8 protein-coding genes and 2 pseudogenes are annotated in these 12,985 nt (G+C 39.9%); 2 read left to right on the top strand and 8 right to left on the bottom strand.

Annotated features, from left to right (window positions below):
• Position 1: 1 nt before the first annotated feature.
• Both GWK51_RS00050 and GWK51_RS00045 read left to right on the top strand, forming a co-directional pair.
• On the top strand, positions 2 to 1,297 hold the full coding sequence (locus GWK51_RS00050) for a Y-family DNA polymerase (RefSeq protein WP_161932195.1): 1,296 nt from the start codon (positions 2 to 4) through the stop codon (positions 1,295 to 1,297).
• A gap of 3 nt (positions 1,298 to 1,300) precedes the next feature.
• Positions 1,301 to 1,519, top strand: coding sequence for a hypothetical protein (locus GWK51_RS00045; RefSeq protein WP_161932194.1), 219 nt, complete (start codon positions 1,301 to 1,303; stop codon positions 1,517 to 1,519).
• Between the two features lie 568 nt (positions 1,520 to 2,087).
• Here the strand turns inward: GWK51_RS00045 and GWK51_RS00040 are convergent.
• From GWK51_RS00040 to ttdB, 8 genes and pseudogenes are all read right to left on the bottom strand, one after another.
• The gene (locus GWK51_RS00040; RefSeq protein WP_100243283.1) at positions 2,088 to 2,387 is read right to left on the bottom strand and encodes a type II toxin-antitoxin system HicB family antitoxin; all 300 of its coding nucleotides are present in this window, start codon (positions 2,385 to 2,387) and stop codon (positions 2,088 to 2,090) included.
• Positions 2,388 to 2,389: 2 nt separating this feature from the next.
• Positions 2,390 to 2,485, bottom strand: a pseudogene (locus tag GWK51_RS16780) (type II toxin-antitoxin system HicA family toxin); the annotation flags it as partial.
• 409 nt (positions 2,486 to 2,894) lie between these two features.
• A complete protein-coding gene (locus GWK51_RS00030; RefSeq protein ID WP_016165532.1) occupies positions 2,895 to 3,296 on the bottom strand; it encodes a helix-turn-helix domain-containing protein in 402 nt (133 codons plus the stop codon).
• 1 nt (position 3,297) lies between these two features.
• Positions 3,298 to 3,588, bottom strand: coding sequence for a type II toxin-antitoxin system HigB family toxin (locus GWK51_RS00025; RefSeq protein WP_016165531.1), 291 nt, complete (start codon positions 3,586 to 3,588; stop codon positions 3,298 to 3,300).
• A 267-nt stretch (positions 3,589 to 3,855) separates the two neighbouring features.
• The gene (locus GWK51_RS00020; RefSeq protein WP_161932757.1) at positions 3,856 to 9,012 is read right to left on the bottom strand and encodes a DUF4011 domain-containing protein; all 5,157 of its coding nucleotides are present in this window, start codon (positions 9,010 to 9,012) and stop codon (positions 3,856 to 3,858) included.
• A 727-nt stretch (positions 9,013 to 9,739) separates the two neighbouring features.
• Positions 9,740 to 10,369, bottom strand: a pseudogene (locus GWK51_RS00015) (IS5 family transposase); the annotation flags it as partial.
• A gap of 170 nt (positions 10,370 to 10,539) precedes the next feature.
• Entirely contained in the window at positions 10,540 to 12,234 is a 1,695-nt protein-coding gene (locus GWK51_RS00010) for an NAD-dependent malic enzyme (RefSeq protein WP_161932193.1), read from the bottom strand.
• A gap of 210 nt (positions 12,235 to 12,444) precedes the next feature.
• Positions 12,445 to 12,985 (bottom strand): L(+)-tartrate dehydratase subunit beta (gene ttdB / locus GWK51_RS00005; RefSeq protein WP_161932192.1); only part of this gene is annotated, 541 nt, incomplete at its 5' end.

Genomic DNA, 12,985 nt, shown 5'->3' with positions numbered 1-12,985 from the left:
AATGAAAAGTGAAAATGAAATATTCGCGTTAGTCGACGTGAATAATTGCTACGTCTCGTGTGAACGTGTGTTTAATCCTGCCTTGAATGATCGACCGACCATTGTACTCAGCAACAATGACGGCTGTGCCGTGGCCAGAAGCCAAGAAGCGAAAGATCTCGGCATCAAGATGGGTGTTCCTGTATTCCAAATTAAAGAGCTGATCAAACAACATAACATTCAGGTGCTATCCAGTAATTTCTCCTTATATGGCGAAATGTCCAAGCGCTTTATGGAACTGCTTGGGGACTATGTTGCACCAGGAGATCAAGAAGTCTATTCGATTGATGAATGCTTCCTGAAGCTCACAGCTTATGAGCATTTATTTGACCTGACAGAATATGCTCAGGATATGAGGGCTAAGGCTTGGCGTTGGTTAGGACTACCCTGCTGTATTGGAATCGGTCGCTCTAAAACTGAAGCCAAGATTGCCAATCATCTCGCCAAGAAAAACAAGTTCTTCAATGGGGTCTGTAATCTGGCCCAGATGGACCCATGCTCTACAGAAACGCTACTCGCACAAGTGGATGTATCGGAAGTCTGGGGCGTCGGCAGACAGAACTGTAAGAAGCTCAATGCCATGGGTGTTCAGTCTGTTCTAGATCTGATCAATGCCAATCCTAAAGAAATCAAAAAACAGTTCAGTATCGTGATGGAAAAGACGGTGCTTGAACTACAGGGCCTTTCTTGTATTGACCTGACTGATGATGCAGTAGCGAAGAAACAAATCATCAGCAGTCGTTCATATGGCAACCCAGTGTATGAAATGGATGATATCAAAGCGTCTGTCCGGCTTTATGTGGCCAGAGCAGTGAAGCGTATGCGGGAAGATGGCTCAATCTGCAAGATGATCGGTGTCTATATCCAAACCAGTCGCTTTGACAAGACTGAGCGTTACTCCCCCTATATCGTGGTTCAAATGCACGAACATACAGACGACTTATTGCTTATCACCAAGGCTGCGATGAAAGGTATCGATCAGATATTTAAGAAGGGTTTTAAGTATAAAAAGGCGGGAATCGTGCTGCTCGAAATCACAGATAAATCCAAGTTTGTGCCCGATCTATTCACGGACTATTCGCATAAGCAAGAGCGCGAAAGGCTTTCAGATGCCATCGAAGCCATCAGTGAACGGTTTGGGAAGAATCTCGTCACGCTAGGCATTGCTAACAATCGAGAAGCCTCATGGCACATGAATCAAAACCTTAGATCACCATCGTATTTAACAAAATGGTCTGACTTACCAAGAGTAGGATAAAACATGCACTTATTTAAACTAACTGACGAACAAATTACTCAACTCCTAATCCCGAAACGATTTGTACCACCTACTCCACCTGAATATGAAGGCAAGAATATGGTTTATGTTTTTGATAGCGAAGATAAGTTTGAACTGACTTATGATGAGTTGGTGGAGATTATTAGTAAAGCAAGGATGGCTGGACCAAAGTTGATACCAGTCTTAGGTACGGTGAATTAAATTGTGCAGTGTCTGCACATAACTTGAAACATTACTTGATTGGAAATGAATTTGGGCTGAGAAAAATTTAGCTCAAATTTAACCTGACGGGCCCACTAAAAAATGGGTAACTGTCAGATCGGGTTTGGACTACAACACTTCAGCTCATAGATTTACCAAAGTGCTAATCTTCACACCATTTTCGTAAATCCAGCAATCAAACTGTGATGCTAAAGCTTTTAAATTCCCCTTATTATGAATCAAAGTTAGCATGATGCTTTTCATAAAGACAGCTTACTTATAACCAGAGAGATTTTTAAACAATTCCCCCTTTTCAGTTTGCTTAGGCTATTTCAGCCAGAGTTCATTTAACATTTGTGGATTTTCTTTCTATCTGCTCTCTCAAAGCTTTCGAGTCATATCCCTTATCAGCGCTAAGAAGATCGGTATTTTTCATAAATTACGCAAAAAAAAAACCGCCATGTAGACGGGTAGTTGCTCTCTTAAGATCTTAATCGTGTAGTGCTAATTCTGCACTTTTTTTGCCAAAAAGGCAGATCGACTTAAATGCTATCTTTTTGCAACAGCATCAAGACGTTTGACCAAAGACTCTGACATACTGACATTGATACGGACTGATTTTGCTTGTATCAATATCAATCAACAACCAGAACCCATCTTGAAATCGCTCATCACCCAACCATTGTTCAGGGCTTGATGGTTTTGGTAATTTTGATTCCTCGCCATCAAAATGAAGCTCTACAGCCTCTTGCGCCATGCGTTGAATATCTTGCATTTCATCCGCTGCACTAAAACACCCTTCAAAGTCAGGAAAAGTTAAGCCGTATGCAGTATCTTCATCTTTATGAACATATACTGGATATAACATATTTACCTCCACTCCCAACCAGCCTGTTTATAAATATTGCGTAAAGTGCCAATCGGCATGTCTTTCCTCGGGGGAGGAACTACAACATGACCAGATTTTTCAGGATGCTTTTATTTCTCATGGTCGCCTTTATCTCCCACTTTGTACCAGCCTTCCTGCTCTAGACACTTAATAATGTCTTTGCTATTCATTGTATAATTATACGCAACACTATATTGAAATGGCGTTAGAATGTTGCCATATTCGTCAAGAAAGTTTGTCTCAGACAAACTCGGTACGGTTCACTTTATTAAGTGCAGAAAGCAAAAAACTTTACTGCATAAAGCTACAATGAGCAGTATTTCAATGATAATTTTATATAGTGGTTTTTTTATTTATTACCGTTTTTGTGATTCTTAACGAAGGAATAAAGCGATTATAGGCACGTAGACTTTGTAAATTGAAATATCAAGACTAACGAGAAATTCAAATTGATTACTAATAGAGCGCCTCACGGCGCCCTATCTTTTAGAAAAACGTATCTGCCGATACATTAAACCGCTCAGACAATGCCTTAATATGACGAATATTCAGTTGGCGTTTACCACTTAAAATCTCAGAAATCACAGATTGGGTTGCAACCTCTGCTAAGTCAGACTGACCTAAACCATGTTGCTCCATCAAAAAAGCCAAAGCAGCGCGACCATCCCCTTTAGGCATAGGAAGATGCTCATTTTCATAATCAGAAACCAGATCACCAAGCTGATGAATAAGCCCCATTAAAGGATGAGACTCATCATCACCAACGGTATCTAAAAGTTCATCTAAAGCTTCAACAAGTGTATGAAAGTCTTCTTCATTTTCTGGCTTGCTGAGCAATGGTGCAACGTAGTGCCAGTGGTCTACGGCCTGTTTAATCATCGCGTTCATACTAACCTTCCTTCCAATGACCTTTGTCATATTCTTTATGGGACAAGACATGACGGATATACACACGTTTCGCCTGATACATCACGACTGCAATAAGTCGGATCTTGTTCCCGCCAATATCGAACACATGGAACTTTCCAACTTTATCGACCGCTGGAAAGAGCTGTTTCATCTCAGCAAAATCTTTCGGATCGTTTGCCTTTATGGTTCGATACCAACCATCTAATGCCGTTTCAGCCTGTGGCCACTTGTGCATTGCTTCTATAATTCGAGCGTGGGTGATCACATGCATAACATTTTATCGCATTTTGCTATAAATCAAGTATAAACCAATTATCGCATTTTGCAATATTGAAGGGCTAGGATGAATAAAGCGCCAAACGGCACTTTATTCATTATCAGAATGCACTTAATCTGATGACCTTAAAAATTCCTGTTCATTGATCTGACTTTTCCCCGTCACATGCAGTTCATGGAATTTACGACTCGCATGGACCATACAGCCCAAGTCAATGACTTGATTTAAAGCATGCTTTTCATCTCAAAATTTTCAGACAATTTAAGCAACCTGTTGATTTATTTTGATCTCTTCCAATTCTTTTACCAATTTAGTTAAGTTCTGCTCTGGATCCAGCCACCAGTCAACTGTCCACACAGATAATACCTGCCAGCCTAACCCATTTAATACTGTTGGTTTGAGCTGATCACGGTCTCTTGCTGTAGCTGCTTTTGCATAATTTTCACCATCGACTAGAATACCTACAATATAGCTATCTGCATGCAAGTCATCTTTAATAGCTAGATCTACACAGCTATCTCCCTGACCTATTCCGAGGTCCACGCTCCAACCTTTTTCTTGAAGCTTATTCTGTAAGTACTGTACAAATTCTTTTTTAGTCTGCTGTTTGTTTTGATCAACATAATTTAAATGCAGCTGACCACTACGAGCAAAAACTAAGAAATCTTTTAGATCCCTTACACCCTCACTATTGGTGCGTGCCAAATTAATTTCTTCTGGACTTAAGGCCGAGAAAACATGTAATCCTTGACGAGCGCGAGTAATTGCTACATTTAGACGGCGCTGACCACCTTGACGGTTAAGCGCACCAAAATTCATAGATAAGCGGCCATCACGGTCTTTTGCGTAAGTAATTGAGAAAACGATAATATCGCGTTCATCCCCTTGCACATTCTCTAAATTTTTAACAAATAAATGCTCAATGCCTGATTTACTCAATGTCTCTAACTCGGGATGATTTGCCAATTCATTATCCAGTAAATCTTCAATCAACTTCTGCTGAGTCATATTGAAAGTGACCACTCCTAGAGTCAAAGGATTCTCTTGCCCCAACTGTGACTGTAAATGCTGAATAATGAATTCAACAATTGCCTTAGCTTCATTCGGATTGGTACGTGTATCCCCTTTGTCATAGACTCCATCAACCACATGCAATTTTACAGCTGTATCCTTAGCAACAGGTGCGGGGAAAGTAAATAAACCACCTTTGTAGTATTTCTGATTACTAAACTGAATCAGGCTTTCGTAACGACTGCGGTAATGCCAGTTCAAAGCTAATTCTGGTAACTGAGCAGCAAGGCATTCATCTAAAATACTCTCCAGATCTTCGGTAACCTCCTCATCAACTTCTTCTTCAGAATCGCCTTTACCGAAGAAACTGGTTGGTGGCATTTGTTTATTATCACCCACCACGATTGACTGTTTACCCCTCGCTAATGCACCAATTGCATCCCATACAGGAATCTGTGATGCTTCATCGAAAATTACTACATCAAATTTTGCTTCTGTGTCCAGATATTGGGCAACTGATAATGGACTCATTAATAAACATGGTTTCAAGCCAACTAAAACATCAGGAATTTGACGCATCAACTCTCGTACAGGAATATGACGGCGTTTCTTACCCAACTCTTTGTTAAGAACAGTCCATTGCCCTTTATACTGGTTTTGTTCAGTAAAAATATTATTCCAACGGTGAATAATTTCCTGGCTTGCAGCAAGTTGGTGTTCTTTATCCTGCTGGGCAAAGGACATTATTTTCTGTTCATGTTGTTGGCTGTTAAATTGATTTAACTCTGGATGCTGGCTAAACTTATGTGTAATCCAGTGTCTCGCTAAATTAATATTCAAGCGTTTTAGGGCAGCATCCAAATCCAGTGGGGCATGCAGAAGTTCAAATGCCAATGGTTTTAAACCACTTTTAATAAGCTGGCTTTTAATTGCCTGCCAATTTAACCAATGCCTCCAAGCTAGAACATATTGCTGCAATTGCTGTTGTCTTTCGATAATTTCATTAAAATCAATATCTGAATATGCGGTGATCTCAGTATCACCCTTCAGTACATGATCATTCAACAATTGACTGAATGTATTCTCCACCTGAGCTATATTTTGCGTCAGTTCATCCAAATCATGATTTTTACTGAACTCTACCGCTTTTAATAAAGTTGCTTGATCGGTAATTGACGACGCAACTATCTGCTTAATTTCTTGCCACTGATTGTGAATAGTTTCAAAACTTTGCCATGCGCTATCTTCACCCTGCCAATAAGAACCAAGCTCATTCGCTAACTGTTTTTCACATTCAGTAAACTGTCGTTGTTGGCTTTGGATATGTTGCAAGATAGGTAAGTCATGTGCAACTGCCAACGCTGTTGGGCGTTGAGTCGAGTCTTGATAGGTCTTGACTAAGTTTCTCAACTGGAATTTAGCGAACCATGAAAATGGGAACATTTTTGATTCTGCTTCACGCCATTTAGAGCCCATTTGACTTAAATCTGCTTGATAAATTTGAGATTGGTATTGCCCTACTAATGAAGAACGCTGTTGCTTAAGATCCTGCGTTAAGTATTTTGTCTGGGTAATGGTTTTTAAATCGATATCTTTAATCGTATTTAATAGTTTTAAATCTGTTTGCTGAACTAGTTTAGATATTGCCTTAAAAATCGAAACATCCTGCTTAACCAGACTCAGATTTTGCTTCTCACTTAATCCAAAAGCCTGTTGCCAAGCAGAAATAGACTTTTGTAATTGCTGTATCTGACCGATAAGTTGGTCCTGTAATAGCTGATATTGCTCCTGCCATGCCAGACTCCAAATAGGTTCAGACAAGCCCTCCGCAAAACCATCCAATACGTCTTTAGCATTTTCATTCACTAGCTGACGCAAGCTTACCGCTTGTGTCACAGTCTTATTCAGCAATTCACGCTTTTCTAATGTCAATGTCGCGATATTAATCTCAGGAAACCGTAAATGTGGTGTATTCCGATAACAAAGTTCATCACTCATTGCTGCATACAGACTCCAACCAATCGCATGTACGGTATGCAGGTTATTTACGTGCTGATTCAGTTCATCACGTGACTGGATTAATCTGTCCGATAGCTTCTGCCATTCAGTTGTCTTTGGCTGAGCACTTAGAAAGTATGGATCATTGTTTTTCTGTGCTCTTTCCCGTAGTTGATCCAAAACCTCCATTTTCTGAGCTTTGGAAGAATGTAACTGCAAGCACAACTCACTCAAACCAATCTGTGTCAAACGACGATAGACAACCTCTAAAGCAGCCATTTTTTCCGAAACGAATAACACGGATTTTCCATCTGCTAGACATTGTGAAATCATATTGGTAATGGTCTGCGACTTACCTGTACCAGGAGGGCCCGAAAGTACAAAAGTACGTCCTAATGCGGCGGACATCACTGCTGCTAGCTGTGAAGAGTCAGACGATAATGGTGTAAATAATTGTTGCGGTTGATATTGTTGGTCTAGTTGAGCTGGTTGCGGAAAATCATCTTGCTTAATGAACGGTTCTCGTGGTGTTTCAATAAGATGATTTACTACAGATTGATTTTTAAGTTGATCCATTCGTGTAGACAAATCAAGCCACATTAAATATTTTGAAAATGAGAACTGACCAATGGCAGCCTCAGCTTTAACCTCCCATCCTGCTATATTCACAATAGCCTTACGCACAATATGTAAGACTTGATTAACATCTATACCAGAATCATCTGTAGGCAAAGGATTTAAACCCGAAATATCTAGTTCAAAATCCTGTCTTAATAATTGTAATAAGGTCGAATTAAAGCGAGGCTCATCATCATACATAAACAGGCGATAACCTGTTTTAGCGGTCTCGCGAGTGATCTGCACAGGAATAAGCAGTAGAGGCGCTTTAAAGGTGCGTTTTGATCGCTCTGATTCTTTCCATTCCAAGAAACCGATCGCAAGAAATAGTGTATTCGCTCCGCCCTCTTCCAAAGCAGTACGTGAGGCACGGTAAACCTCAATTAAGCGCTTTTCCAATAAGGGTGTATCGAGTGGACTAAACAATAGTTTTCTGGACAGGCTCTCATCAACATATTGATTGATATGCTGGCTTTCATTGTCACGCTGGACGTCTTTTAGCGAGATACTATCAACCCCCTTAAATAAGAAACCCTCTTGGTTCGCCAATGCATCTTCAAGTTTACCCAGTGTTAACTCAGAACATTGTAAGGGAATGCTGTAACGATTGTCCTTAAAGTTTAGGAGCTTGTTACGCAGACTTAGATCGAGAAGACGACGCAACCAGCGGTCAACCCGAGTGGCTTTATTTTCAACAGGACGTTCAACATCGTAAACAGGAATCGATGCAGGAGCCCATTCAATTTCTGTTTCATCCAAATGATTTTTCTTATCCTGGTATGAGGAAATTGGTTTAATACCACGCAACCGGGACTGACGAACATCAATCGCAAGATAGAAATTATTCTGGCGGGATTCTTCCTTAATGTACTGTTTTGCTGTTTCAAGTGCGGATGCAAACTTTGCTTGTTGTGTGAGCAGCGTTGTTTCTATAAAAACAACTTCACCCAAATCATAACGCTTTCTTAATGCTTGAATATCATCAATAATCAAGTCAACATTTGGCGTCTCATTTAACCAAACACCAAGATACGAATGTCCTTCTTCAATAATAAGTAAAGTATCTAAGCCTATTTGTTCAGCCAAGGCACTTAAAAGTATTGTCGTGTCTAAACAACATGCTAGCTTCTCGTCAAATATCTGCTTTGCCAAACGTATTCTTTGGCCCGATTTAACAAAGCTTGCTGGGTTAACAATATAATGAATATCTTGTTGTAATAAAGATTCCCATAAGGCATTCAGTTGAGATAAAACAGAATCTCGATCTCGGTCTTGATAACCACTTAATGAACCTAGTTCTTTTGCTTTTAAAATTTCACTGGCCTTTACCAAAATCGGGCTGAGTGCTGAAGCATTCGGTTGTGAAAAACTCGCCAATAATTCTATGGGTTGGCGTTCCCCACCCCAAGTATCAATAGTTAATAAATCAATCTCTACCCGCTGATCTGCCAGTATCTCGTCCCTTTCATTCAACCAAAGTATTTCAATACTGCCTTTAAGAGGCTCGGGTAGCTCCTGCAATAGTTTGATATCAAAAACTAATTTTGGCTTATCAAGAGCCAAAACTTGATGAGCATCCAAACTTGCAATATGACTCGTGTGTTCCTTGAAACATTCTGGATTAGAACGAATAACTAGTCGGGAATCAGAAACTATGTCAGTAGAAGATATTAGAATTTGTCGAATCAGGGGAACTGAATTTTGTTGTAAGACAAAACTCAAAGCTGAAGCACAATCAACTTGTAATGAATATTTTGGATCATGTTGTTGGTTATTTTCATCTTCTAGCATTATTTTCCCCTTCTCAATTCTATCAAATCCAATTAAAGACATGCTTAAAAAGCTAAAATCACAATACTAAATCGTTATTAGCGAAAATACTAAAAAAAGTGACTTTTAAATTCTCTCAACAAAGGCATTCCGATCTAGCCAAATTCCAAACAAATAAACTATTTTTAACAAGTTTTAATGGCTCTGCGGAATATGATGTGTAAATCTATTCCATAGAGCATAGTTAAAATTCTTAGTTCAGTGTGGAATCCAATCTTTCTCTACACTGAACACAAAGCAAAGTTGCATTGTTAATAGAGTATTCTTTAGATCGGTCAACACGCCTTGAAGGTTTTTTTATAATGATGATTGCAAGGAGATAAAAATTGTTAAGTTTGGAATTAATGACAATAACAACTTAAATGCCACATAGTGTTGTTCAGTGATGATCTTCACGAAAAACTCCATTCTCATCAACCTTGTAAAAAGCAGTCTTTCGCCCTTCTAGTACAGCAATTTCAAATAACTCTCTTGTCATTTACTCTACAAGAATTTCAATCTCTACCCTTTCAAATTCATCTAAGAGTTGATAAAAATATTCAGATCTAAGTACGACAGTCTCTGGTTTATTACTTCTTACTGGCTTTGTTGCACAAAGAATTAAAAATTAAAGTTACCCTAAATTACTCAAATTTAAGTGACAACTTGTGTATATAGTTCCTCCTAGGCATTTGACCGTTTTCAGTCATTCATTTCTCTCTAAAGATCTCAGCTTTTTGTCTTTCCAAGATTTCGCATTTTTTCTTCGTGCAATAACAGCATGCGCTTGTGGAATTTAATCAAGTAACTCCCTAAAGACTTGTGAATCACTCACATTGTTCGGAGTCAACTGTACAGCCCGTATTTGTATGCTTTTACATCTGTACAGATATGCAGTTTACACCATTGCCTACGATATTCAGGCTGATGTTTCTTCCTTTTCCATTCACCTTCACCTAAAATTTTAAGCCAGTAGAATCAACGAGTGGATGAAGCCCACCACTACTTTTTTGATAGCGAATTACAATATCAATATGCTTTTGTCTTCTACAAAGGATGGAGTAATCTGGGGCTGTCCAATCTAATCCGCAAAGACGAATGAGACTTAGAACAAAGTCAGTGACCATGCGTAAAGACAATCGAAATAGAGATCTGATCATAAGAAAGCATTGAATAGCTGTATCGGAATAAGTTTGAATTCGTCCTTGTTTCATTTTCGTTGGGCATACCATTTGATAGTAGGATCAAACCAAATCGAGATGTTTCCTCGACTCATTAAATCTTGATTGTAAGCAGACCAATTGGTTGTACGATAAATTTTAGGTTTAGGCTTATTCATTTGAGAATTATATTGTGGAATAAGACCTTATCGGTAGGTTTGTGCAACAAAGCCGAAGAGATATAAAAAAGCACTCTGCTGAAGGGCTGGGTGCTTTTTAGTTGATAGAGTTGTAACCCTGAAAGGCAATCTGCAATTACGTCAGCATTTGAACATGAATGTAGGATCAATCAAATCGTGATACGGCGATACTGACGATACTCAGGCTTCCAGAAATTCGCTTCAATCGCCTGATGTAACAACTCATCACTCACCATCGGCGCCACACCTGCATCCATCGCTGCTTTTGCCACTTTAAAAGCAATGATTTTGGACACTTGCTGAATCTCATTAATATCTGGCAGTAAGTCCGCATCAGGATTATTGAGTTTTGGCGAGCAGTCCGCCAAAGCATTACTCGATGCCATGAGCATACTGTCCGTGACACGGGTTGCCCCTGAAGCCACCACACCCAGACCAATCCCTGGGAAAATATACGAATTATTACATTGCGAAATTTGATAAATCTTGCCCTGATAATTGACTGGTGCAAATGGACTGCCTGTTGCAATCAAGGCACGACCTTTGGTCCATTGCACGATATCTGCAGGCACCGCCTCCACGCGTGAAGTTGGATTGGATAAAGGCAATACAATTGGGGACTCACAATTACTCGCCAAGGTTCGAATCACCTCTTCAGTGAACAATCCTGGCTGACCAGACACCCCGATCAAGACTGTAGGCTTTGCTTGCTTAACCACATCTAATAATGAGATATGCTCTTCTGCATTGCCCCAAGCTGCAATCGCCTCTGGCTTTTGTGCCAATTTACGTTGGAAATCGAGCAAGTTAGGCTGATTTTCAGTAATTAAACCAAAACGATCGACCATGAACACGCGTGCACGCGCTTCAGTTTCGGTTAAGCCTTCCGCCATCATTTGTGCAACAATTTGCTCCGCAATACCACAGCCTGCCGAACCCGCACCCAAGAAGGTAATAATCTGATCTTTCAATTGCTTGCCTGCAGCACGCGATGCCGCAATTAAACTTCCTACCGATACAGCGGCAGTGCCTTGAATATCATCATTAAAACAGCAGACTTGATCACGGTATTTATTTAACAATGGCATCGCATTGTTCTGTGCAAAATCTTCAAACTGAATCAGTGCTTTCGGCCAGCGACGTTTAATTGCTGCCATCACCTCATCAACAAAGTTATAATACTCTTCACCACTGATCCGCGGCTGACTCCAACCCATATAGATCGGATCATTCAGTAATTGCTGATTGTTGGTGCCCACATCTAGGGTAATTGGCAAAGTATAGGCAGGACTGATACCACCACATGCGGTATACAATGACAGCTTACCAATTGGAATACCCATTCCACCAATACCCTGATCACCTAAGCCCAAGATACGTTCACCATCAGTAATCACAATCACTTTGACATTCTTTTTATTCACGTTATACAAAATGTCATCAATTTGTGCACGGTCAGGATAAGAAATAAAAATCCCACGGTGACGGCGGTAAATATCCGAGAAGCACTGACAGGCCTCACCTACCGTTGGGGTATAAATGATGGGCATCATCTCACTCAAATGATGTTCAATCAGGTGATAAAACAAGGTTTCATTAGTGTCTTGAATATTGCGCAGGTAAATATGCTTATTAATATCATCATTGAATGCGCAATATTGCTGATAAGAGCGTTGGCTTTGTTCTTCAATAGTTTCAACCACATGTGGAATTAGACCATGTAAATTGAAGGTATTACGTTCATGTGTTGTAAAGGCTGCCCCTTTATTTAATAACGGAAGTTCTAAGAGGGTGTGTGCAGCATAGGGAATGTATAAAGGCTGTTGACTTGCTAAATTTTCCATCGTTATTTTTTATCCCATGACTTAGGTGAAAATGTCCATATTCTGTTGAGTCAAAAGTATTTATTTAGGCACATGGTTTTGTTGGAGCTTGGGACAAAATGGGATGTGAAAAATAAACTTTTTACTCATTCATCCTTCAAAATGCGGTTGTATCTTGCGAAGGCGCTATAAGCAGACAACATTTACAGGGAAATGTTGTCTGCTGGGAAATTATTTAATAAAACTCAATTCTTTGCTAATGCGCTCTAGCACAGGCTTTTTCTTGGCTTGGAATTGCGTTTTATTTTGCTGAATTAAATTATTTCCATGCGTATCAATCGAGATAATCAAAGGGCCAAATAATTTTACGCGGTTAATCCACAAAGTTTCAGGCATGCCCAAGTCTTGCCATTCAGCGCCTTCAATTTCCTCGACTTGAGTGGCAGCGAGTACCGCACAACCGCCAGGAAAAATGGCATGTACAGCTTTATGCTCCTGACAGCCGGCAACGGTTTCAGGTCCCATACCACCTTTACCTACAATCAGTTTTACGCCTGTTTGTTTGATAAACTCACGCTCAAATTTTTCCATGCGCATACTGGTGGTGGGTCCAATGGATACCATTTCAAAACTGCCATTATCTTTTTTACGGACGATGGGACCAGCATGGAAAATGGCGCCACCTTCTAAATTGACAGGTAGTTCACGTCCTTGTTCGATCAAACGACGATGGGCGACATCACGACAAGTCACAAGGCGACCAGTTAGATAA

The organism is Acinetobacter kanungonis (assembly GCF_009939195.1).
GTDB classification, from domain to species: Bacteria; Pseudomonadota; Gammaproteobacteria; order Pseudomonadales; family Moraxellaceae; genus Acinetobacter; species Acinetobacter kanungonis.
Note: the sequence above shows the minus strand (reverse complement) of the source record. Positions and strands in the feature narration are given on the sequence as shown.